Here is a 22,851-nt window from a genome sequence, read left to right on the forward strand (position 1 = left end):
TCAGTTCCTGATGGCCCAGAATTTCAGTTCAAGCTCGGCGAATTCGCCGGACACGTGGAACGCGAAGCCGCCGGAGCGCTCGAGTTGCGCCAGGTCTTCGGAACTGAGTTCGAGGATGAAATAGGTTTTGTTGGAGTGGAACGCGATCTGCCGTGGGGCCACCGGCAACGGTTTGACCTTGATGCCCGGCAGGTGCAGGTTGACCAGTTGGCGGATACGCTCCACCGGGCCGACCTTGAGGTGCGCCGGCAAGCGATGGCGCAGCTCTTCGGAGTCGCAGTTGGCACTGGCCGCGAGCACGAACGAAGCCGAGCCCAGCAGTTTGTGGTCGTGCAACGGCGACACGATGATCCCGTACTGACGCGCTTGCAGGATCAGCTCGATGGCGTGCTGTTCGAGCACCATCGACAGCACCTGACGAATCGCTTCCATCAGTTTGCGGAAGCTCGCGCCCTGGTCGCTGTGCTGGTAACGGCTGTCCAGGCGCGGGCGTTTGCTGTCGCTGGAAAACGTCGCCAGATCACCGAGCATGGTCAGCAGCGTGCGGTACAACTCTTCCGGGTGAACCTGTTCCAGGCCGAGGTAATGGCGCAGCAGCATTTCGGTGCGGTTTATCAGTTGCAGCATCATGAAGTCGCCGACTTCCGCGCCGCCGACCTTGCCGTTGGAACGGAGCCGTTCAGCGATGGTGTCGCCCCGGTGGCCGAGCATGCTGATCACTTCTTTGAGGCACGACAGCAGGTAGCTGGACGAGTGCGCCTGAATGTAGGTCGGCACGAAATCCGGGTCGAGGCTGATCACGCCGTCGGGCGTGGTATCGAGCACTTCGCAGATCTTCAGTTTCACGTAGGCCTGATCGCTCTGCTGCTCGCCGAGCAATAGCTTGAAGTCCGGACGGGCGCAGCTGACCTGGCTGGCGGAGTCGTCGCCGGCATTGGAGTCGGCGACTTCCGCTTCGTACGCGGTGTAGCGCGCCAGCACGTCGGATTGCTCCGGGCGACGGGCTTCGATGTGGTTACCGGTCACCAGCGGCAGCGCCAGATAGATCGGCGTGTTGCCGGTGTTCGGCGGCACGTCCAGGGCCAGCGGCTCGGTGTTGCCGCCCAGTTCGAACAGGCTGCCATCCGGCAGAATCCCCGAGGCCTGGCTGATCACCAGTTTGCCCATGTTGAGGAACTGCAAGTCGATTTCCAGGTTGAGGAAGCCCCAGGTGTAGCTACCCAGCAACTGGGTGCGGGTCTTCATCTGGTGGTCGTAGTAACGATCGTTGTGCTGGAAGTGCTGCGGACGCAGCAGCATGCCTTCCTGCCAAATGACTTTATGGGCATTCATGTTCAGTCATCCGCCTTGGCGAGCGTTTCATGGGTATTGCGGATGCCGGCCTGATCGAGGGTCAGGTCAGCCGCGGTGACTTGCACCGGAGTGATTTGCACGGTGTAGCGCCACTTGGTTTCCGGCAGGTCGCGGTAGGCGGCGAGCACGCCAACGTAACGGCTGCCCTCTTCCACGCTGAGCTTGAGCTCGACGGTTTCGCCTGGGCGCAGTTCCAGTTCTTCGCTGGCCACCAGGTCCGGGGCCAGGGATTCCTTGGCGCGTTCGTAGAGGCTGAAGAAATCAGCGTTCTCGAAGGCCACCGGGTGCTTGAGCTCGAACAGGCGCACGACGATCGGCGATGGACGACCGTTGAGGTCCGGGTTCAATTGATCGCTGGCGGTCAGCTTCAGGTTGAGTTTGGTCACGGTGGAATACGGCGACAGCGACGAGCAACCGGCCAGCAGCACCAAAGCAGCGAACGCAGTCAGCATATTGAAAAAAGCGGTGGAACAGCGAGACATGCGCATCATCCTTGGTGGTCGGTGTGAAGGGTGGAAATTAGGCGGATCTGTTCTTCGTAGGCCTGGGCGAAGTCGCGGGCCAGCAGGCGCTCGCTCCAGTCATCGTCCTGACGCAGGGCCTGGTGATAACGCCCATAAGCTCTCCAGCGACTGCCGGAGGTGGCGAGCAACGGCTTGTTGTCGCGCTCGAAACGCAGGGTCAGCTGTTGTGGCGAGAAGTGTTCAAGAGTGCCGCGAACGGCGGCGCGGCTGGCGGTCAGCAAGGCCACCTGATGCGCCTGCAAATCGCGGAACGCACGGGAGATCGCTTGCTCGGCCGGCAATTGGCCCGGCTTGTTGCCCTGCAACAGAATGCCCAGCGCTTCACCGGCATCGACGGCGAATTTCAACGGGTTCTTTTGGCTGCCTTGTACGGTGGTCTGGGCCAGGCGCAGTTCGTTTTTCAGCTCGCTGCGGGTGCGCAGGCTCTGCTGCAAACCGCCGACGCTCTGCTTGAGCAGGCGTGCGGCGTTCAGGGCCAGGGCTTCGCGGGCATCGTGGTCGAGGCCTTTGAGGTCCACGCCCAACGCCGCACCGAAGTGCTCCCAGAAACCTTCGCTCTGACGCTCAACCGCTTTTGGCGGCGGGGCTGGCGCAGGCTCTGCCGTGGCGGCGATCAGCTCCGGCACCATCAGGCTTTCCATGTCGATGCGCGCGTAGTCGGCGCGCTGACGGGTGTCCTCAATCACCGTGCTCGGGGAAATCAGCTCCTCGATTTCCGAGTACACGCGCTCTTGCTGGTCAAGAGCATTGAGCGGATCGAGGTCGAGGAACGCATCGTCCGGGATGATGCTGCCCGCGGCCTGCGGACGGCCGACTTCGACGTCGAACGTCGCCGGGTCGCGCACCAGTCGCGCGCGAATCTCGAAGTCACCCAGCACATACACGCTGCCGTGCTCGATGCGCATCGGCTCGCCCTTGCGCAGGCGTGCGCCGCTTTCGCTGTCCTGGATACCGTTGCTGCTGGTATCGGTCAGGAAAAACGTGCCTTCGCGGTAGCTGATCACCGCGTGGTGGTTAGACAGATGACGCTTGCGGTCGGGGATGATCCAGTCGCAGTCCTCGTCCCGGCCGATCACGCCACCGGCCTGTTTGAAGGTCTTCTGGCACAAATCCGTGGGCACGAACTGCTTGGTGTTCAGCATTTCGAAAACCAGTTCCATGATGATGCTCCTTGCGGTCACTTGCCGCGATTGACCGCCTGCGGATCACCCAATGGGCGATAGGTGTTGTCGTTGTATTTGTAATTGCCGCTACAGCCACCGAGGCCGCATAGAACGACGAGGGTCAGCAGGACGGCTTGCCAGTGACGAACAGGCATCAGAGGGTCTCCAGAGGTAGACAAAGCACAAAGCGCCGACCCTTTCGGGTGGCGCTGTTAGAAGCAAATGAGGCGAAATCGAAGGTCTTTTGCCTACCCATCAAAGTCACCCAAATTGATATTCAGCCGCCCGAGGCGGTACAGCAGCGTGCGCCGTGGCAGCCCGAGTTCGCGGGCGGCGAGGGTCTGGTTGCCGTCGTTTTTGCGCAGGCAGTCGAGCAGCAGACTGCGCTCGACCTGCTCCAGGCGTTCGCGCAGGTTCAGGCTGCTGTCTTCCGGCATGGCTTCCATGCGCAGGGAGAAATGCTCGGCCAGCAACTCGCCGCCCTCGCACAGCAGTACCGCGCGCTCGACCAACCCTTTGAGTTCGCGAACGTTGCCGGGGAAGGCATAACCGGACAGGTGAACCAGCGCCGCGTCGGACCAACGCAACGCATCGCGCTGCAGAAACGCGCAAGCCTTGTCGGCGAAGTGCCGCGCCAGATCGAGAATGTCGCCTTCACGCTGACGCAGCGCCGGCAGTTCGATCGGGAATTGCGCGAGGCGGTAGTACAAGTCCTCGCGGAACTTGCCTTCGCTGACCAGCACCGACAAATCCCGGTGCGTCGCGGCAATGATCCGCACGTCGATCTTGTGGGTGTCGTTGGAGCCCAGCGGGCGGATCTCGCCCTCCTGCAATACCCGCAGCAACTTGGCTTGCAGCGATAACGGCATGTCACCGATTTCATCGAGCAGCAAGGTGCCGCCGTTGGCCGCATCGAACAGCCCGGCGCGGTCGCGGTCGGCACCGGTGAAGGCGCCTTTGCGGTAGCCGAACAGCTCGCTTTCCAGCAGGTTCTCGGGGAACGCTGCGCAGTTCTGCACGATGAACGCCTGGGACCGGCGCGGGCCGCAATCGTGAATCGCCCGCGCAACCACTTCCTTGCCAGTGCCGGTCTCGCCGCGCAGCAGCACGGTGTACGGGCTGTGCAGGACTTTGCTGATCAACGAGTAGGTCTGGCGCATCGCCGCGCTCTTGCCGATCAGGCCATAACCGCTGGCGCTCGGGACGTTGAGCGGCGCCGGGCGTGTATCACCGGTCGGCTGACGCAAACGCTGCAGCAAGTGCAGTTGACCGAGCACGAACGAGCCCAGTTGACCGAGGGAATCGGCAAAGCCTTGCAGGTCGATTACCCGGCGACTGGCGCACAGCAGCAACCCTTCGACAGCCTTCTGCTGATTGACCAGCGGCACGCACAGCAGCGACTGCCAGGGCATGGCCTGGGGTGGCAGGAAACTGGTTTCGTGCAGGCTGCCGCTCAGCTCGCTGAGGCACACCACGCGGTTCTGGCACAGGGCGTATTGCAGCAGTTGTTCACCGTTGTAATCCGCCGGCAGGCTGGCCCCTTCCCGGGGTTGCAGAACGCCGTTCAGGCACTCGGCGTTCATCCCCAGGCAGGTGTGGGTCGCGTCCAGCAGGTACAACTGCGTCAGCTCGCAACCGCTGAGCTCGGCCAGGCCGCGCACGAAGTCACCCAGCAGCACAGTGCTGTCCGCCGCCCGCGACAGGCTGGCGAACTGCGCCAGCAAGGCTTCGGCATAGACCAGCGGTTGCGGCACTTGAGTGAACATCACACCCACCTCAGGCGAACTCGCACGTCACGCTGGCATTGCCGTCGAGCGTCGCATGCACGCGCTTGAGGCTTTCACCGGTGGCCATCGCATCGAGCAAACGGTCGGCCACCAACGGCAGCACATGCAGGTCGAGCAAGTGGTCGATCAGGCGCGCGCCGCTGTCGCTTTGAGTGCAGCGTTCGGCCAGGTGATCGACGAGGTCCTGGGAGTAAGTGAAATCCAGCTGACGGCGGTTCAGGCGCTCACCCAAACGACCGAGTTTGATTTCGATCAGCTCGCGCAGCACCGGGCCGCCCACCGGGTAGTAAGGCACCACGCGCATGCGCGCCAGCAATGCCGGTTTGAAGTGTTTGCTGAGCACCGGGCGAATGGTTTCTTCGAGGACTTCGGCGGTCGGCCGCGCACCGTCTTCGCAGAGTTCGCTGATGCGGTCGCTGCCCAGGTTCGAGGTCATCAGGATCAGCGTGTTGCGGAAATCGATCTCGCGCCCTTCCCCGTCGTTGGCCACGCCTTTGTCGAAGATTTGGTAGAACAGGTTGAGCACGTCCGGGTCGGCTTTTTCGACTTCATCAAGCAACACCACCGAGTACGGTTTCTGCCGCACGGCTTCGGTGAGCATGCCGCCCTCGCCGTAACCGACGTAGCCCGGCGGCGCACCGATCAGACGCGACACGGTGTGCTTCTCCTGGAACTCGGACATGTTGATGGTGGTGATGAAACGATCACCGCCGTACAACAAATCAGCGAGGGCCAGCGCGGTTTCGGTCTTGCCAACGCCGCTCGGGCCGACCAGCAGGAACACGCCGACCGGTGCATCAGGTTTGTTCAGGCCAGCAGCGGTGGCACGCATCGAACGGTCCAGCGCATGAACCGCTTGTTCCTGACCACGAATACGGGTGCGCAGGTCGGTGGCGAAGCTTGCGACCTTGGCGTTGTGTTCGCGGGCTAGTTGCGCCAATGGCACACCGGTCCAGGCGCTGATCACTTCGGCCACCAGACGCGGGCAGACTTCGAAGCTCACCAGGCGTTCTTTGACCTGAAGCTCGGTCAGCGCTTTGTGAGTTTCGTTGAGCGCGGTTTCCAGGGTTTCAACGCTTTGCGCTTCGTCCACCGGCAACGTTTCGATCACGGTGCCTTCGGCGTCTTCCTCGACCGTGATGGTCAGCTCGGCGGCGGCTTCGCGAGCCTTGGCCAGTTGCTGACGCAATTCCAGCAGGCGCTCGGCCAGTTCTTTCCGCTCGGTCCACAGCGTTTCGAGGGCGACCTTTTCGTCCTCGGCGTCGGCCAGGCGATCTTCCAGAGCGTCCAGCGCTTCGTGATCGATCAGCAGACCGGCTTCGGCGTCACGACGCAGGGCCTGACGCTGGCGGCCACCTTCGGCCAGCTCGCCACGCAGGCGTTCCAGGCTTTCCGGGGCTGCGGCGAGGCTGATGCGTACGCGGGCGCAGGCGGTGTCGAGCACGTCGACGGCCTTGTCCGGCAGCTGACGACCCGCCAGGTAACGGGCGGACAATTCGGCCGCAGCAACCACCGCGTCATCGCGCAGGTAGATGCCGTGGCTCTTCTCGTAGACCTGAGCCAGGCCACGCAGAATGGTCACCGCTTCGCTGACAGTCGGTTCGTGCAGCTGCACCGGTTGGAAACGACGGGCCAGGGCCGGGTCTTTCTCGAAGTATTTTTTGTACTCCGCCCAGGTGGTGGCGGCGATGGTGCGCAACTCGCCACGGGCCAAGGCCGGTTTCAACAGATTGGCCGCGTCGGAACCGCCGGCGTTGCCGCCCGCGCCGATCAGGGTGTGGGCTTCGTCGATGAACAGGATGATTGGCTTCGGCGAGGCTTTGACTTCGTCAATCACGCCTTTGAGGCGACGTTCGAACTCGCCTTTGACGCTGGCGCCGGCCTGCAACAGGCCCATGTCCAGCGACAGCAGCTCAACGCCTTTCAAGACTTGCGGCACTTCACCGGCGGCGATGCGCGAGGCCAGGCCTTCGACGATGGAGGTTTTACCGACCCCCGCTTCACCCACCACAATCGGGTTGTTCTTGCGCCGACGAGCGAGGATGTCGACCATCTGACGGATCGCGCCATCGCGGCACAGCACCGGGTCGAGTTTGCCGTCGCGGGCCTGTTGGGTCAGGTTGTGGGTGAAGCGCTCCAGCAGCGATTCGCCGGGCACCGCCGGTTTGCCGGTGGCCGGTTGTTCTTTCTGCGACAGGGCGAATTCTTTCAGGCGCTCGATGTTCAGCTTGGCCAGCAACGACTGATAACGGCTGCCGGCATAGCGCATCGGGTTGCGCAGCAATGCGAGGATCAACGCGGCCTGCTCGACCTGGCTCTGGCCCAGTTCGAGGTTGGCCACCAGCAAGGCGTCTTGCAGCCACTGCACCAGCTCCGGGGCGAACACCGGGTTGCGCGAGGCGCTGTGCTCGACCCGCGATTGCAGCGCGGCGCTCAGCTCGCCAGCGTCCACTTCGGCATCCTGCAACGCCCGTGCGAGCAGACCTTGCGGACGCTCCAGCAGGCCCAGCAGCAAGTCTTCGACGAGGATCTTGCTGCCGCCACGGGCGACGCAGCGTTCGGCAGAACTTTCCAGATCACGACGGGTTTCGGCGTCCAGCGCCTGGATAAGTTGTTGCAGGTCTACGTTGATCATGTGTCATCTGTCCTTAATGAATTTTGCTGCCCAGGGTCACCACGCCATCCGCTTTTTCGCGGCCGAGCCAACTGGTCCACCCCAGGCGACAGGCGTTCTGCTCACCGATGCGAAGTTCGCGGATTTCTTCCTGGCGCAGCACCAGGCGAATGTCGTAATCGAGCGGGTCACGCAGGGTGAACCGAACCAGCGCGCACAGCGGCTGGTAGCCGAAACCGATCGGCAGGAATTCGTGAAAGCGTTGCCAGTCGAGCTCGCGGATGTGAATGCGGAATTTGCCGCTGCGGTCGCGTACGTGTTCACCCAGCACCAGGTCTTCGCCGAGCATGCTGTTGCCGCGACCGAGGCGATTACGCTGCTCGTCGAGGATTTCGACGCGGCGCTCGATGCACTGTTCGATCGTCAGCTCGGCGTGCTTGAAGTAGTAGCGCAGCACCGCTTCGATCAACGCCGCCGAGTGCGCCCGCAAGCTGAGCAGGCCGAGGTACGGCAGCAGGCGTTTCCAGTTCAGTTCCTGGGCCTTGCGGATCTCTTCGCCGCCGAGGCCGATCAGGGCAAACAGCTGCGCCGAAAACGGGTCGAGCGCGCCGCTCTGGAAACTCGCGCGGTAGCGATACTTTTGCCAGATCGGCAGCATCAGCCGTTGCAGGCGATGGTGGAACAGGTCGAGGAAATTGCGAGTCGGGTTGCCGTCTTCGCTGTCACCCAGCGCTTGTTCGCCATAAAACGCAGGCAACGGTGAACCGGAGCCGACCAGGCCGATCAGGTTGAAGCGCAGACGCGCGCGCCTCATCCCGTGTTCTTCGAAAAACTCCACGCGATCGACATCGCTGCCAGGGAAACCCAGGCTCGGGTTGGCCTGGAATTCCAGCTGGTCGTACAGGTCGTCTTCGCTCAGGTGCGGGTGTGCATCGCGCAGCCGGTCAATCACCAGCAGCACGGCCTGAAACAGCGAGTACTCGCGTATTACCCGGGTCAGCCCGCTTAAAGCAGGGGCTGCAGGCCCATACGTGGTGTCCATTGGTACACCTCTCCCTGTGTGCTTTTTACCCGCAGCTCGTGGTACGAATTGAGACTGGCGTAGAGCGCGAAAAACTCGTTAAGAACCGAAGCGAACACGAACAGGTCGCCCTCGCCGATGTACCCTTCCGGGTCGATGGTCAGCTCGGTGCGCAACCCGCGAACCGGCAACCCTCGGTGCAATCTGTCGACATGCTGGTGCTTGATCGACTTGAGCCCGCCCAGCAGGCGTTTGCTGACTTTTTCCGCATGCTGGTCGTAGTAGCGCGGCAGGTCGTAGGTTTCGAGAATCACCTTCAACGCGTTGACGTCGGCCAGCGACAGATAGTTGAGCGACATGTTGCTGATCAGCTTCCAGAGGAAGTCGCGGTTCAGCGGCGGCGCGAAACTCGACGTGGCCGGGGTGATGTTGCGGAAGCTCAAAAACTCCGGGGTCTCTTCACAGGCCATGCGGATGTCGCCGAGCTTGAGCTTGCGCGGCAGGTTCTGGTTGGTGCACATCAGCTCGATCGACAGGGTTTCGTGGGCTTCGGTGTGGCGGATGCCGAAGCTCAGGTAGGTGTCGAGGCCGTCGTGCAGCAAGGACGAACGCTGGCGGATGCTGTAATGCGGACGGCTGTTGGGCACGTCGAAACTCGGGTCGTGCTCGAAGGATTCGAACGGCACGTACTCTTGATAGCCGAGGCCGCCGGGCTTCCAGCCAGTCACGGTTTCCACCGAAAACACGCCGCAGTTTTCCAGGTCGTATTCGGCCGGCAGCAGCAGGTATTCGTCTTGTTTGCCGTCGAGGCGAATCGGCAGCGCATCGTGCTCGAACAGGTTGACGATCGGCGTGCAGTAGAGCTTCACGTTATCCAGGGTCGGCCGCATCCGCATGATGCCGCTCTTGCGAATATCGAAGCGCAACTCAAGGCCGCGCATTTGCTTGAGGGTGTCTTCCGGCAATGCCTTGAGCAGGTCCAGACCGTTGATATCAACGAAGAGGAATTTGTCCTGAAAGGCGAAATATTCCTGCAGGTAGCGATAGCCTCGGAAGGTGTTCAGCGGATACGGGATCAACGCTTCCTCTTCGGCAAAACCCACCGGCTGCACACGGTCACCGGGCATCTTGAACGCCATCGGTTGACCGCTTACGCCGTTGATGGGCTTACCGGCGCCGTCCAGCGGGATCAGCTCAATGCCTTCGAGGTTGCGCAACAGGCTCAGGTAAAGCATCTGGCTGATGTAACGCTCACCGGCGAAGTACAAACGCAAACGGCTCAGTTCCAGTTCGCCGAGGTGACCGTCAGCGCTCATCTCCAGACGCAGGCTCAACAACGAACCGTCGCCCTTCACCGAGTAATTCAGCGCAGCCAGATCCAGCGGCAACACTTCGGTCGGGTAGCAGGTGCGAAAGCGGCAACGCACGTCATCGATCGGCACGCTCTCAACCGGAGTGTCGCGCTCGACCATCAACGCAGGACCCGAACGCTTCAGCGGGTCGAACTGCAGAATGCTGAACGCCGGCAGCGGCCGCATGTAGTTGGGCCACAGCAGGTGCATCAACGAATGGCTCAGCTCCGGCAACTCGTCATCGAGCTTCTGGCGCAGGCGCCCGGTCAGGAATGCAAAACCTTCCAGCAACCGCTCCACGTCCGGATCCCGCCCGGCCTGACCGAGAAAAGGCGCCAACGCCGGGCTACGCTCGGCGAAACGACGACCTAACTGGCGAAGTGCGGTGAGTTCGCTTTGGTAGTAGTGGTTAAAGGACACGGGGTACCTTCCTGGTAGTGGAACTCATGAAAAAAACGTCCTGTAGAGCGCGACTGTCAGACCGACAACTACGTAACTGGCGATGAGCAGGTACGGTAAAAAAGCCAGCCCGCCAAACATCATCGGGAACCCGGCGAGGCGCTACCGTGTTCGACCAACATCAAAATCAGCAGCGCCGCGAGTGGAAGCCAAAGTGTCACTCTCACCGCTAGTTACTTCCCACGAATTTGTTAGACGCTGAGTAAGACACGCCCAAACCAGCGTATATTAGCCAAACCGAAAACCCGATCACTTCTCACCGCCCGGTTTCGCCGCGCACCATGTTTTGAAGTTCAACCGGTCAAAGCCCTGACAATTATTAGACTTTAAAATAAATATATAAGGCGACGTCGCCTCGTAGGAAAAATAATAATAGTTATCGCTATCCTGACCATAGATCCAATAAGAGGAAGATCCTTGATTTATCTCATACGGTTCGAAAGAGAAAATTGAAGATTCCGCAGGAATGAAATTAACGCGATCCATTGCCAACATCAGCGCATTGGAAAAAAAGTTAGTCCACATGACGATCCCCAAGACTAAAACACCGGTTGCCAACACGAAAATGGTAGATCCCGAGATTTTATTTTTCATAGAAATACAACCATGCAGTGCCTGCCTTTGCATTTTCTAACAACGTCATTGCATCGCTTGAATACCTTTCGGCAAGCGGACCTGAACCGTTGTAAGACGCAATGACTTTCTTTAGCAGCTCCGGTGTCAATGACCCTGAATGGCAGCGGTCCCCTGTGGCTCGGTCTATGAGTTCACGCAGGTGACCCGCGGCATAATAAAGATCTGCTTTCCAGTCATCGCCAGGGATTCGAGTGTCTTGGTTCCAACCAAAAATCCGGTACTGAACATCTTCGGGCAATGGCTTTTTGCAGTAATAATTCTCGGTGTATTTAACGGAGTTCTGCAACGCAGCTCGACTCATATTGGCAAAACCGCTAGAGCCACCGGCCAACTTATCAGGAACGGCGTCAAAAGCCATATTGTCGACAATCGCCAGCAAAGTTGTTAATGATCGCTCGCCGAACTGCATTGCTTGAAGAAACTTGCTGCCTTTAGGTCCATTTTCCTGTTGCAGAATGACCGCCAGCAGAATATGAGGAATCCCATAATATTCCGCGGCCTGTTTTATCCACACACGTATTTCAGTGTCAGAAAAACTTGCTTTGAGAAGCTCTTTGGTCTTGGGTACATACCACATTATTTGTAGAGGAGAAGGCAGCTCTCCGGAGTAACTCGGAACACTATCGTATCCGCTTAGTGTAGTTACTTCTTTTCCATTACAACGACATACTTTTAATTCTACGGGCGTAATTTCTGAAGTCTTAGTGCTTGGAGCAGCGCCAGCGGGCACATATTCCTGTCCATCTTTTTTGATTTTTTCAGGCTCTGCCATGAACGACTACTCCCTTAGCTCTCAATAAATACTTCGATTTTTTCGGAGCTCGTATGCGCAGCTACCCGATGAGTCAAACCCAACTCATTGGTGATTCCGCTTTCGAGCGACCCGTCCTGACGTCGAATTAAATATTTGGTATCAGCCAACGGATTGCCTAAACCATTCTTCAGTTGAAACTGCGCATCGAATCCCGGGATCACCAACGGAGTTGGCGCCACAAACGGCACCGGCGAATGCGAATTCCCGATAATCACCGTCCCGGACCCGGCCGTAACCTTGTTGCCATGTGTCCCAACCGAATCCACCGTCGCCGCCGGTTTGCCGTTGATCAAAACCGTCGTCGCCAACCCGCCCGACATCGCACCACCACACGCCGAGGCATCGCCTTGGCGGGCGGCCGCGAGGCCGTCGAAGAACACGTCGCCGGAGCCGGCGGCGATCGGGTTGGTGCTGTGGCCGGGGAGCGGGCAAGCGGTGGGGTCGGATACGCGTGCTGCGGGTTTGCCGGACATCGGAGTCTCCTTAATTGACCTTTACTTGACCGCTGCCATCCAGGCGCGCGGCGAAACTGACCTGGCGCTTGAAACCATCAACTTCCAGCAGGCCTTCGATGCTGAAGGACAGCCGAAGCTGATCGTTGTCACGCGGCAGGGAGATGACACGCACGTTGCTCAGGCGCGGTTCGTAGGCTTCGATGAAATTTTCGATGGCCAGTCGGGCCTGACTCAGGGAGTCGTGCAGGCTCAGACGCATGTCATTGAGATCGGGTAGCCCGTAGTCGGACAGCGTTTGCACGCTGCCCGCACGGGTGCTGAGCATCTTGGCCAGATGGGCAGCCACCGACGCCATGGCGGAAACCTCGCGGCTCCAGCCGACGCGTTTGTCCGCGTCGCCACCCAGGCGTTCGAAAAGGCTGCCGTATCCAGTCATGAGTCGCTCCGCTTACTCTTTGTCCAGCTTGCCAACCAGCGACAGGGTGAAATCGGCACCCATGTACTTGAAGTGCGGGCGCACGTTCAGGCTGACGCGGTACCAGCCCGGCTCGCCTTCAACATCGCTGACGATGATTTGGGCTGCGCGCAGTGGACGACGGCCACGGACTTCGGCGCTTGGGTTTTCCTGGTCGGCCACGTACTGGCGGATCCACTTGTTGAGTTCCAGCTCGAGGTCGGTACGTTCTTTCCACGAACCGAGTTGCTCGCGCTGCAGCACTTTCAAGTAGTGAGCCAGGCGGTTGACGATCATCATGTACGGCAGTTGGGTGCCGAGCTTGTAGTTCAGCTCTGCGGCCTTGCCTTCTGCGCTGATGCCGAAGAACTTCGGCTTCTGCACCGAGCTTGCGGAGAAGAACGCCGCGTTGTCGGAGCCTTTGCGCATGGTCAGGGAGATGAAACCTTCCTCGGCCAGTTCGTATTCACGACGGTCGCTAACCAGAACCTCAGTAGGAATCTTGGTTTCGATTTCGCCCATGCTTTCGAAGTGGTGCAACGGCAGGTCTTCAACCGCGCCACCGCTCTGTGGGCCGATGATGTTCGGGCACCAGCGAAATTTGGCGAAGCTGTCGGTCAGCTTGGTGCCGAACGCGTAGGCCGTGTTGCCCCACAGGTAGTGCTCGTGGCTGTTGGCGACGGTTTCTTTGTACACGAACGATTTGACCGGGTTTTCTTCCGGGTCGTACGGGTTACGCAGCAGGAAGCGCGGCACGGTCAGGCCAACGTAACGGGAGTCTTCCGACTGACGGAAACTCTGCCATTTGGCGAACTGTGGGCCTTCGAAGTGATCCTTCAGATCTTTCAGGTCCGGCAGGCCGGTGAAGCTTTCCAGGCCGAAGAATTTCGGGCCGGCGGCAGCAATGAACGGCGCGTGGGACATGCAGGCTACGCTGGACACGTACTGCATCAGTTTCACGTCCGGCGAGCTTGGGGACATGTAGTAGTTGGCGATGATCGCGCCAACCGGCTGACCACCGAACTGGCCGTATTCAGCGGTGTAGATGTGCTTGTACAGGCCCGACTGCATCACTTCCGGCGAATCTTCGAAGTCATCCAGCAGGTCGTCCTTGGAGACGTTGAGGATTTCGATCTTGATGTTTTCGCGGAAGTTGGTGCGGTCGACCAGCAACTGCAGGCCACGCCACGACGATTCCAGGGACTGGAAGTCCGGGTGGTGCAGGATTTCGTCCATCTGGCGGCTGAGCTTGGCATCGATCTCGGCGATCATGCGGTCGACCATGGCCTTCTTGACCGGCTCACCGTTGTTCTGCGGCTTGAGCAGCTCTTCGATGAACGCCGACACACCGCGTTTGGCGATGTCGTAGGCTTCGTCGTCCGGGGTCAGGCGGGTTTCGGCGATGATGCTGTCGAGAATGCTGTATTCGCCGTTCTCGTTGCTCTTTTGCTGTGCTGCGCTAGTGCTCATTGTGTTGGCTTCCTTGGCTGATGGGGGCTCAGGCGTCCGGGGCTGCGGCGTTCAGGCCCAGCTCACCCAGTACGCGACCGCGGGATTCGTCGTCGGCGAGCACGCCTTCGATGGCTTTGCGGAACGCAGGCGCGTTACCCAGCGGGCCTTTGAGGGCTACCAGCGCGTCGCGCAGTTCCATCAGTTTTTTCAGCTCAGGCACTTGCTCGACCAAGGATGCCGGGTTGAAGTCCTTCATCGAGTTGACGCGCAGTTGCACGGCCAGCTCGTCGGCTTCGCCATCTTCCTGCAGACGGTTCGGCACGCTCAGGGTCAGGCTCAGCTCTTGCTTGGCCAGCACTTCGTCGAAGGTCATCTTGTCGATGCTGATCGGTTTGCGATCTTCGACTTTGCGTTCGTCCTTGCGGTGGGTGTAGTCACCGATTGCCAGTAGTTTCAGCGGCAGTTCAATCTCTTCCTGAGCACCGCCGGTGGCGGGTTTGAAGGTGACGTTGATGCGTTCCTTGGGGGCTACCGAGCCTTCTTTGGCCATGGCTTTTCTCCTTGCGGTTGTGGCCCTGAGGCCTATTCGAGTACCACTTCGAGATCGAGGTGGCACAGCCTGCGATAAATCTCTTCCTTGCGTTCACGCACTGCATGGTTCTGCGGTAACAACTCGCAGCAGCTATGCAGCAAATGCAGCACTTCCAGCGCAAGATCGGGCTCCCAGGCGTGCAGGCCTGAGTCCTGTAATGTTTGGTCGAGGGTTTCGAGTTGGGTCTTGGCCAGTTCGTATTTCTTGGCCATGAAGCACAGCCGCGCGAGGGCGAACTGCCAAAAGAACCGAACCCGCCCGCCGTTGGCGCTTTGCAGGCCCTGCTTGAGGATCTGCACGGCGGCCTTGAGGCCGTCCTTGCGCAGAATCGGCATGACTTCTTCCAGGGCCAGCTCCCAGGCCGGCTGGGTATCGGCGACTTCGACCTTGCGCGGCGCACTGGCGCTTTGCAGGTGTGGCATGACGTGGGCGCTGATCCAGGCGCGGGTGGCCGGGTCGGCGAACGGCGCGCCGTCGTGGAAACGCAATTCGATGATGCCGGGCAGGCGCTGAACCAAAAGCGCGAAGTGGATTTCCACTTCGCGCATGGCCATCTCGGCGTTCAGCCCCTGAAGGCATTCCCAGACCATTCGCTGGCCATCGAACCAAAACGGTGCCTTCGCCAGGCTCGCCTCCAGCTCTACCAGCAGATCAGCGTATTTCCCTTGGTCGAAGCGGTCCTGGTAGGCCTTGAGTTTGTCTGCCGGCACGCCACGCAGGACGGTGATCTGCTCGGCATTGCGCTCGGGCACCGCGTCGATGGGCAGCCACAGCAGCGTACGATTGAGGCGCAGGGCGCGCAGGTCGGTGGCTTTCTGCTTGAGCCACCAGGCGCACAACGGACGGGCGCTTTCCTGCTGGGCGCGCAGGGCCTTATGGGCTTCTTTCTCGTTGTCGATTGGCGCGCCGGGAGTGAACAGCTGGGTCGCGGCCTGCTTGACCTGGGCCACTGCGGCGCCCACCACGCCGGGCTCCGGCTGGTTATCGGCGGCGCGCTGAACCATGTTTTTCAAGCGGCGGGAGATCGGCAGCAGCAACGGCGCGTCATCGCCCAAGTGCTCGGTGCACGCGGCGTCGAGGCCTTCCAGATGCTCGACCAGCCGGCGGAACAGCGGCAGCTGCTCTTTGATCGCAACGTTTTCGTTCAGCACCTGCTCAAGACGCGGCACCAGCCAGCTGATGGCGGCGGAGCGGGTGCGGGCCTTGTTCGGGTGAACTTCGGCCCAATGGTTTTCACAGAGATGGTGCAGCAAACCGAGGCCGGCCAGCAGCCCCTGGAAGGATTCGCGCTGGTACAGCGCCCAGGTCAGCCAAGCGCCGACACGCAAATCCTTGGATTGAGTGCGCAGCAGGTTTTCGCTGTTTTCACGGACTTTCAGCCAGTCGATCTGACCACTTTCGTGCATGGACTGGGCTTTGGCCAGTTCGCTTTCCAATGCCTCGTATTCGCTTGAAAAGCGAACATCCTCGCCCGCGAAACTCTCTTGGGAAACAGAGGCTTTTGCGAGTTCAAGGTAATGGGCAGAAAGTTTGCTTGAGTGGGACATTTATAGCCTTTAGTTAGAAAAACTGTCATTGCCCATTGAAATTCCAATGACTACGGGCAGCATCAAAGAACGACGAAGAGCCTTTCCTTATTTAGTCCTTACTCCTTAAACATTGGCACTTTGCAACCACTGTCAAGCACCTAATCAGATAGCAAGACGAAGTATCTCTGTTGCTCGTAGGAATTTTCCCTATATGTAGCAGCACTAATGATCTCGGACCGATATCTCATCGCACGACAACCTCGCCACAAACCACTGGAATAGAGCCTTACTTTGAATATTTCAGAACCACTTATGCATTCAGTACTGCGCACTCATCTTGATTGGGCGTGAAGCATGCCAAAAATAAAAAGCGCTGAATGTAGGACCATTCCGAAACATTACTGACATCAACAAGCAATTCGGTGAACGCCAATAACCAAATAAAAAACAACATCAAATTGATAACAATTTATGTACCCCACATTTTTGAATGCGGAAATTTCAGGCTTGGCTTCCAGACCCTTCCTACATCAATCATAAAAGTGCCTTGTTAGCGTGTTCAGCCATTGACGCCTGTCCGGGCCAGGTATGGCTTGGGCATCGCAATTTGTTTTCCTCAGCTTAAGGACGAGCGACTAAACAGCAAAAGGATAAGCGCATGTTCGCACCTGCCGATGCAGCCCATTTCACGCTTGTGATTCCGACGGTCCGCAACGATTTCAAAGTGCTGGCCTTTGAAGGCACTGAAACCATCAGCTCCTTGTATTCAATTCACGTCGACTTGATCAGCGAGTACCCCGATTTCGATCTGGAGAGCCTGCTGGACCAACCTGCATATTTGCAATTCGGACTTAACGGCGAAGGTATTCACGGTCACATCGTAAGCGTGTCCGTGGGTGATGCTGGTAAACGCCTGACCCACTATCGCGTGAACCTTGTGCCGGCACTGCATTACCTGCAGTTCAGCCGGGATCAGCGAATTTTCCAGGGGCAGACGGTGCCGCAAATCATCGCTCAGGTCCTCAAAGGGCACGGCATTCAGGCCGATGCATTTACCTTCCACGTCAAGGCAAGTCCCCCGCGCGAATACTGCACTCAATACCGGGAAAATGATTTGGAGTTCGTCCAGCGGCTCTGCGCCGAGGACGGCATTACGTGGCATCACCAGCACTCCTCGGAAGGCCATGTGCTGGAGTTCACCGATGACCAGACATTCTTCCCCAAACTGGGCGAAACGCCATATCAGCAAAACTCCGGCATGGTGGCGGAACATCCGGTGGTCAGCCAGTTTTGCATGGGTTTCAAAACCCGCCCCAGTGTAGTTACCCGCCGTGACTACGACCTGAAACGCCCGAACGCGTTGCTGGAAAGTCGCTTTACCGCTGAGTTCAGTCCCGAGCTGGAAGACTATAGCTACCCGGTGCCATTGGAGAGCGAAAAGCGCGGCAAACAACTTGCCCGCCAGGCACTTGAACGGCACCGGGTCGATTATCAGTTGGCGGAGGGCAAAAGCGACCAGCCAACGCTGCGCAGCGGCCACTTTTTCAGCCTGACGAACTGCCCGCACGAAACGTACAACGATTTATGGCTGTTGCTCAGCGTTACCCACTCTGGAAAAAATCCCCAGGTGCTCGAAGAGTCAGCCAGCGCGACCGAACCTGAGAACGGATTTACCCAGGGGTACCGCAACTGCTTCAGCGCCATTCCATGGGACGTTTTTTATCGGCCACCGATGCCTGCACCAAGACCCATGCTGAATTGCCAGACCGCTCGCGTCACCGGACCTGTTGGTGAAGAGATTTACTGCGACGAATTCGGTCGCGTCAAAGTCAAATTTCACTGGGACCGGTCGGAACGCAACACTGAAAACAGCAGTTGCTGGCTGCGAGTAGCGTCCAGTTGGGCGGGGGACAACTTTGGCACAGTGATCATTCCTCGTATCGGCATGGAAGTCCTCGTCACCTACCTCGAAGGCAATCCCGATAATCCGTTGATCACCGGTTGCCTGATCAACAAGGTCACACCGGCGCCCTACCCGTTGCCCGAAAATAAAACCAAAACCGTGCTTCGAACCCACAGCTCCCCCGCTACGGGTGGCTACAACGAGTTGTCGATGGAAGATCGCGCGGGCGATGAGTTGATCTACCTGCACGCTCAGCGGGATATGGAGCAGAAGGTCGGGAACGACAGCCGGATTGAGGTGGGTAATGAGAGTCGAGTCACCATCAAGGGCGACCGTATTACGGTACTGGGATCTGAAGAGCACCTCACTATCACATCGGATCGAAAAATCCAGGTTAGCGGCAACGACTACCTGCATGTCTCTGGCGACAGCCACACAAGATCTGATGAAACGCTGGTTATCGAAGCCGGTCAGCACGTGCATATCAAGGCAGGTACACACCTGGTGATTAGCGCGGGTGAAAGTCTTTCCGTGAAGGTTGGCAATGAGCACATTGTGCTCAACGCCGACGGGATTTTCAGCAGTAGTCCGATTGAGCTCGGCGGTGCTCCGATGCCAGGCACGGCTCCTCATACATTGTTGCGAGGGGCAGCAGCAGGCTTGTTGGTTGCCGTCGCACCTGCGCCGGCATCACCGAAAGAAAATGAATCGGATGAGCTGGAGGAAGAGGAGGAGGAAGTTGAGGAAGAAGGGATTACGTTGCGGATTGGGGTGTTCTTTGATGGCACGGGCAACAACAAAGCCAACAGCGAAACCGTGGCAGCGTGTTATGCGCCGGACGCCAAACTGGCGGAGGCGGCCGAGGAAGTACAAAAGTATTGCGCAGCTTATGGGTATGACGGCAATGGGAGCTCGCCGGACAATAGTTATGGGAATGATGTGAGCAACATCGTGCGGCTTTACAAACTCTATGAGGACCGAGTGGACGAAACGCTTTCGCCAGAAGCAACGACGACTTCGATCGCCATTTACGTCGAAGGTATCGGGACCACGAATGGTGGTGAAGACTCACGTTACTCCCAGGCAACGGGGCGGGGTGAAACAGGGGTGGCTGCCCGGGTCGAGCAGAGTCCGGCGCTTATCGGCGAGCAGATACGGCAGCTAAGAGCACGTAACCCGGAATTGATAATAGAGCGAATTGAGTTCGATATTTTCGGATTCAGCCGAGGCGCCGCAGCGGCGAGGCATTTCGCGAACGAAGTGCTCAAAGGTAACGAAGGCGTTCTTGCCAAAAGTTTTCCTAGCGGCTTCGAAGGCTTGGCTAAAAATTTTGCATGGCGGCCAAAAATAGATGCGGCTATCAACTTTATCGGTCTGTTCGATACCGTCGCCTCGATCGCCAACCCGTGGGTGCTTGACTTCAATGGTGCCAACAGCAGAAACCCTTTCCTCAATCTCAGACTCCCGGACGGCTGTGCCAATAAGATTGTGCATCTGGTCGCGCGAGACGAAGTCCGTGAAAATTTTGCCCTCAACAGCCTCGGTGATACAGACCTGGTTTTGCCCGGTGTGCACTCAGACCTTGGCGGTGGTTATTTGCCAATAGCCAATGAAAAACTCCTGTTGGGTAAGCCGTTAACAAGCACCGTGAGCGAGAGCACGGACGCCACCCGCACTGAGGCCTACCTTTCAGCCGAAAAAGAGGCATTCGCCTGGTATGGAAAAGGCGTCATCGACTTCGAAGGTCCGCTTAAGAAAATCAAAGTGGCGTATTGGGAAATACCGCTGCCTTACTCAAAAGGGCCAGCTGGAACCAAGATCGAACCACAGAAGAAGGTATTTGCAACTGCTGCGATTGAACGCCCGGTGCGAGGTGAATTGTCGCTTGTTTACTTACGGATCATGCGCGAACTGGCAGTCCGACACGATGTACCGTTTGGCATCATTGATGCCAACGACCCAAAACTAGCCCTGCCTGACGATTTGGTACCCATTCACAAAAAGCTGCAAGCCTATGCCCTTGGCGAAACAGCGGTCGAGGGATTGACCCTCCAGGAACGAGCATTGCTACGCAGTCGCTACATCCATATTTCCGCTAGCTGGAACGCAGCCAGAGATTTCAATAGCAGCGACATGAGCGTTTTTTTCATCAACCGACCGGCTAAAGACAACAAGCGTGTGGTGCACCCCAATGAATAATTCCGTCTGCCTTTTCGCCAAATGCACAGGCTTACTCTTTGGGCTGCTTTTTACTGGTGGCTCGCAGAGCTTCGCCCAACCCGGTAAGGAACTACCTTGGTTCTTGGGCTTTTCAGCGCCGGCTTATATGGAAGTCTGGATTGAAACTGCAGACGTAGTGGATATCCAAGAGCGGGAATTCCGAGGTGCGGGAGGCGGTATAGCCTCTGTTCCAAAGCCCCCGAATAATCAGGGTATTGCCAAAGGATGGGTCAGCAGTAACGGTGCTGGTAAGGGTAGATATGTCACTGGTGCCGATCTGCCCCGTCTGATCTATGTGCGCTGGCAATCACTGGCGGAACCGCAAACCTATGAGGCCTACATAGTCATCCCCGAATCCGCACGGGAAATTATGCGCAAACCTGAAAAGGCGTTTTGCAGCTTCGGTGCCGAATGGATTACCGAATCTCGTGACAATATCGGCATTGGTTTGGCTCCCGGCGGCATTGCCAAGGTCTGGCTTGGCGGTGCCTGCCTGAGCGCTATCGAAATAATTCGGGTAGAAGGAACAATAAACTCTAAAGGCCCTTATGAAGGCAAATCTGGTGGTAAGCATCGACCCTTATCCGAAACGTCCAGGACTTACATAGAACAGTTCGGGATTCCTTATGGCTCTTGGTAACCACTACCTCGCGGCCTCGCCGATCATCAAACCAGTTAAGCCAATCAAGAAATACATCAGCCTGCTAGTTGGATTGCTGTTGGCCTTTAGCTCGCAAAGCTTCGCGCAATCGGACAAGAAACTACCTTGGTTCCTGGGATTTTCAGCACCCGCTTATATGGAGGTCTGGATTGAAACTGCAGACGTGGTGGACATAAAGGAGCGAGTATTCCGAGGTGCGGGTGGTGGTATCGCTTCTGTACCAAAGCCCCCGAATAACCAGGGCATTGCCAGAGGGTGGGTCAGCAGTAATGGCGCGGGTAAGGGCAGATATGTCACTGGCGCCGATCTGCCTCGTTTGATCTACGTACGCTGGCAATCGCTGGCCGAACCGCAAACCTATGAGGCCTATATCGTCATTCCCGAATCCGCACGGGAAATTATGCGCAAACCTGAAAAGGCGTTTTGCAGCTTCGGCGCCGAATGGATTACCGAATCCCGTGACAACATCGGCATTGGTTTGGCTCCAGGTGGTATCGCTAAGGTCTGGCTTGGTGGTGCCTGCTTGAACGCGATCGAGATTCTTCGGGTGGCAGGCACCGTCAATACACAAGGTCCCTCTCAGGGAAAAAATGAAGGCCGTTATGCTCTGCTTTTGTCACCGGAGTCCAAAACCTACATCGACAAGTTCGGAATCCCCTATGGAAGCTGGTAAGGAATGCCTACATTTCCGATGGTTAAACACCATTCAATAGGGCTTGTTTAAAACGCCTCAAGGTTACGTCCTGCAAGCTACAACACCTTGCGTCGTTGCCTACGGCTGCGCCAGAATCTGCCGGCTTGTGCGCCTTGGGGGCGGTCGGTAACTTGATTCCTGTCACTGCCCATCAGTGATCGGGTTTAGCAGCCCGTGGTTGTTAGTGAGGTGCATAGCGGTCCTTCAGTCAGGTATTCATGTCCTGCACTTGATGGTGGCTGTGCGTGGGGCGCCTTCGGGCGCGCCGGTTTGCTAACTCCCCGGTCTGCTAACCCGCGCATAGCCGCCACCCATCGTTTAGCAGCGACATGTGAACGGCTCCACTTCAGGAGTTGGTAAATGTTCAAAGTCACCCCAAATCCACCAGACACCGACCCGATCTCCCCATACGAAAGCCCCGATTCAAACAAACTCAACGACGCCGCCGAGCGCGCCCTCGACCATCACTTCCCGCCAGCCGAACCAAAACCACCAAAACGCAACGGCCAGCTCTTCGCTGTCTGCCCCGGCATCAACACTGAAGCCCTCCTCGCCAGCGCCTCGGAAGATCTACTGTCCATCAGCGCCATCGCCGCCGACCTCGCCGACGATGTGGACGGTTCACGCCGCTCTGTAGCCTTGGCGCTCAGCCGCATGGCCGACGGGGTGCATTTGTTGGTAGAGCGAGCGCTGGATCATCTGGATGAACCAGAAATGGCGGCAATTTTCGCCAAGCAACAAAGTAAAGTCAGCTAACTCGCCAAGTAGCAAGCAACCCCGATGGGTGTGTTCCTCCCCATCGGGGTTTTCTCGTCACGGTGCCCAGCACACAGCTGGGAGCACAAAAACCAACACAGTTATCTTCCCTGTTTCCGGAGCACATGTAGGACGCGTCCGATTTGGTCTGCTTGGTCTTGAAGTGCCTCTCTGCCTCGTTACTTTGCACAGGCACACTCGATGTTGAGTGGGTGCGGCACATCGCTCATGGAAGCGCGCCAATAAACAGGGAGTTCAATCAGTTCATGGCTAGTCGACACAATAAAAAATGGACCGTGGCATTTGGGTGCTATTGGGTCGCCATGTTTACACTCGTAGCTAGCGTCTCTGTTCGGGCTGAAGGGTGCCACGGTTTAGGCTGCGCTCTAAACGGCGGCCCCCTGGATTTCTC

General features: G+C 58.3%; 19 protein-coding genes. 4 read left to right on the top strand and 15 right to left on the bottom strand.

Going from position 1 to position 22,851, the window contains the following annotated elements; translation table 11 throughout:
- The 15 genes from tssK to tssA all read right to left on the bottom strand — a co-directional run bounded on the left by tssK (position 1) and on the right by tssA (position 16,223).
- The gene (gene tssK / locus AF70_RS17880) at positions 1-1,332 is read right to left on the bottom strand and encodes a type VI secretion system baseplate subunit TssK (protein ID WP_028939163.1); all 1,332 of its coding nucleotides are present in this window, start codon (positions 1,330-1,332) and stop codon (positions 1-3) included.
- Positions 1,333-1,334: 2 nt separating this feature from the next.
- Complete coding sequence (tssJ, locus tag AF70_RS17885; RefSeq protein WP_028939164.1) at positions 1,335-1,835, bottom strand: type VI secretion system lipoprotein TssJ; 501 nt, start codon at positions 1,833-1,835, stop codon at positions 1,335-1,337.
- A 5-nt stretch (positions 1,836-1,840) separates the two neighbouring features.
- Positions 1,841-3,037, bottom strand: coding sequence for a type VI secretion system-associated FHA domain protein TagH (gene tagH, locus AF70_RS17890; protein WP_028939165.1), 1,197 nt, complete (start codon positions 3,035-3,037; stop codon positions 1,841-1,843).
- 17 nt (positions 3,038-3,054) lie between these two features.
- Complete coding sequence (locus AF70_RS17895; protein WP_007894589.1) at positions 3,055-3,195, bottom strand: hypothetical protein; 141 nt, start codon at positions 3,193-3,195, stop codon at positions 3,055-3,057.
- A gap of 93 nt (positions 3,196-3,288) precedes the next feature.
- Entirely contained in the window at positions 3,289-4,806 is a 1,518-nt protein-coding gene (locus AF70_RS17900) for a sigma-54-dependent Fis family transcriptional regulator (protein WP_028939166.1), read from the bottom strand.
- 10 nt (positions 4,807-4,816) lie between these two features.
- On the bottom strand, positions 4,817-7,462 hold the full coding sequence (tssH, locus tag AF70_RS17905) for a type VI secretion system ATPase TssH (protein ID WP_028939167.1): 2,646 nt from the start codon (positions 7,460-7,462) through the stop codon (positions 4,817-4,819).
- A gap of 13 nt (positions 7,463-7,475) precedes the next feature.
- Complete coding sequence (gene tssG / locus AF70_RS17910; protein WP_019580441.1) at positions 7,476-8,483, bottom strand: type VI secretion system baseplate subunit TssG; 1,008 nt, start codon at positions 8,481-8,483, stop codon at positions 7,476-7,478.
- Positions 8,447-10,234, bottom strand: coding sequence for a type VI secretion system baseplate subunit TssF (gene tssF, locus AF70_RS17915; protein WP_028939168.1), 1,788 nt, complete (start codon positions 10,232-10,234; stop codon positions 8,447-8,449). Before tssF ends, tssG begins: the two co-directional genes overlap by 37 nt.
- A gap of 288 nt (positions 10,235-10,522) precedes the next feature.
- A complete protein-coding gene (locus AF70_RS17920; protein WP_019580439.1) occupies positions 10,523-10,867 on the bottom strand; it encodes a hypothetical protein in 345 nt (114 codons plus the stop codon).
- Positions 10,857-11,681, bottom strand: a complete 825-nt coding sequence (locus AF70_RS17925; RefSeq protein ID WP_231508957.1) for a hypothetical protein — start codon at positions 11,679-11,681, stop codon at positions 10,857-10,859. Before AF70_RS17925 ends, AF70_RS17920 begins: the two co-directional genes overlap by 11 nt.
- A gap of 14 nt (positions 11,682-11,695) precedes the next feature.
- Positions 11,696-12,196, bottom strand: a complete 501-nt coding sequence (locus AF70_RS17930) for a PAAR domain-containing protein (RefSeq protein WP_028939170.1) — start codon at positions 12,194-12,196, stop codon at positions 11,696-11,698.
- A 10-nt stretch (positions 12,197-12,206) separates the two neighbouring features.
- Positions 12,207-12,614, bottom strand: a complete 408-nt coding sequence (tssE, locus tag AF70_RS17935) for a type VI secretion system baseplate subunit TssE (protein ID WP_007894554.1) — start codon at positions 12,612-12,614, stop codon at positions 12,207-12,209.
- Positions 12,615-12,626: 12 nt separating this feature from the next.
- The gene (tssC, locus tag AF70_RS17940) at positions 12,627-14,102 is read right to left on the bottom strand and encodes a type VI secretion system contractile sheath large subunit (protein WP_019580436.1); all 1,476 of its coding nucleotides are present in this window, start codon (positions 14,100-14,102) and stop codon (positions 12,627-12,629) included.
- A gap of 28 nt (positions 14,103-14,130) precedes the next feature.
- Positions 14,131-14,634, bottom strand: coding sequence for a type VI secretion system contractile sheath small subunit (tssB, locus tag AF70_RS17945; RefSeq protein ID WP_019580435.1), 504 nt, complete (start codon positions 14,632-14,634; stop codon positions 14,131-14,133).
- 32 nt (positions 14,635-14,666) lie between these two features.
- Complete coding sequence (gene tssA / locus AF70_RS17950) at positions 14,667-16,223, bottom strand: type VI secretion system protein TssA (protein ID WP_019580434.1); 1,557 nt, start codon at positions 16,221-16,223, stop codon at positions 14,667-14,669.
- Between the two features lie 640 nt (positions 16,224-16,863).
- Between tssA and tssI the strand changes: the two genes are divergently transcribed.
- From tssI to AF70_RS17970, 4 genes are all read left to right on the top strand, one after another.
- Complete coding sequence (gene tssI, locus AF70_RS17955) at positions 16,864-20,307, top strand: type VI secretion system tip protein TssI/VgrG (RefSeq protein ID WP_028939171.1); 3,444 nt, start codon at positions 16,864-16,866, stop codon at positions 20,305-20,307.
- Positions 20,300-20,968, top strand: coding sequence for a DUF2931 family protein (locus AF70_RS17960; protein WP_028939172.1), 669 nt, complete (start codon positions 20,300-20,302; stop codon positions 20,966-20,968). Before tssI ends, AF70_RS17960 begins: the two co-directional genes overlap by 8 nt.
- Complete coding sequence (locus AF70_RS17965) at positions 20,955-21,662, top strand: DUF2931 family protein (RefSeq protein WP_028939173.1); 708 nt, start codon at positions 20,955-20,957, stop codon at positions 21,660-21,662. The genes AF70_RS17960 and AF70_RS17965 overlap by 14 nt, the downstream gene beginning before the upstream one ends.
- Positions 21,663-22,043: 381 nt before the next feature.
- A complete protein-coding gene (locus tag AF70_RS17970) occupies positions 22,044-22,439 on the top strand; it encodes a DUF6124 family protein (RefSeq protein ID WP_028939174.1) in 396 nt (131 codons plus the stop codon).
- Positions 22,440-22,851 lie beyond the last annotated feature (412 nt).

The sequence above is a fragment of the Pseudomonas sp. KD5 genome, from assembly GCF_012932895.1.
Classification (GTDB): Bacteria; Pseudomonadota; Gammaproteobacteria; order Pseudomonadales; family Pseudomonadaceae; genus Aquipseudomonas.

Bases quoted from the DNA above. Each gene is read 5' to 3' on its own strand.
- tssE (WP_007894554.1), bottom strand. From the start codon at position 12,614: ATGACTGGATACGGCAGCCTTTTCGAACGCCTGGGTGGCGACGCGGAC.
- tssG (WP_019580441.1), bottom strand. From the start codon at position 8,483: ATGGACACCACGTATGGGCCTGCAGCCCCTGCTTTAAGCGGGCTGACC.
- tssI (WP_028939171.1), top strand. From the start codon at position 16,864: ATGTTCGCACCTGCCGATGCAGCCCATTTCACGCTTGTGATTCCGACG.
- AF70_RS17930 (WP_028939170.1), bottom strand. From the start codon at position 12,196: ATGTCCGGCAAACCCGCAGCACGCGTATCCGACCCCACCGCTTGCCCG.
- tssA (WP_019580434.1), bottom strand. From the start codon at position 16,223: ATGTCCCACTCAAGCAAACTTTCTGCCCATTACCTTGAACTCGCAAAA.
- AF70_RS17965 (WP_028939173.1), top strand. From the start codon at position 20,955: ATGGCTCTTGGTAACCACTACCTCGCGGCCTCGCCGATCATCAAACCA.
- tssB (WP_019580435.1), bottom strand. From the start codon at position 14,634: ATGGCCAAAGAAGGCTCGGTAGCCCCCAAGGAACGCATCAACGTCACC.
- tssC (WP_019580436.1), bottom strand. From the start codon at position 14,102: ATGAGCACTAGCGCAGCACAGCAAAAGAGCAACGAGAACGGCGAATAC.
- AF70_RS17895 (WP_007894589.1), bottom strand. From the start codon at position 3,195: ATGCCTGTTCGTCACTGGCAAGCCGTCCTGCTGACCCTCGTCGTTCTA.
- AF70_RS17960 (WP_028939172.1), top strand. From the start codon at position 20,300: ATGAATAATTCCGTCTGCCTTTTCGCCAAATGCACAGGCTTACTCTTT.
- tssH (WP_028939167.1), bottom strand. From the start codon at position 7,462: ATGATCAACGTAGACCTGCAACAACTTATCCAGGCGCTGGACGCCGAA.
- AF70_RS17920 (WP_019580439.1), bottom strand. From the start codon at position 10,867: ATGAAAAATAAAATCTCGGGATCTACCATTTTCGTGTTGGCAACCGGT.
- tagH (WP_028939165.1), bottom strand. From the start codon at position 3,037: ATGGAACTGGTTTTCGAAATGCTGAACACCAAGCAGTTCGTGCCCACG.
- tssK (WP_028939163.1), bottom strand. From the start codon at position 1,332: ATGAATGCCCATAAAGTCATTTGGCAGGAAGGCATGCTGCTGCGTCCG.
- AF70_RS17900 (WP_028939166.1), bottom strand. From the start codon at position 4,806: ATGTTCACTCAAGTGCCGCAACCGCTGGTCTATGCCGAAGCCTTGCTG.
- tssJ (WP_028939164.1), bottom strand. From the start codon at position 1,835: ATGTCTCGCTGTTCCACCGCTTTTTTCAATATGCTGACTGCGTTCGCT.
- AF70_RS17970 (WP_028939174.1), top strand. From the start codon at position 22,044: ATGTTCAAAGTCACCCCAAATCCACCAGACACCGACCCGATCTCCCCA.
- AF70_RS17925 (WP_231508957.1), bottom strand. From the start codon at position 11,681: ATGGCAGAGCCTGAAAAAATCAAAAAAGATGGACAGGAATATGTGCCC.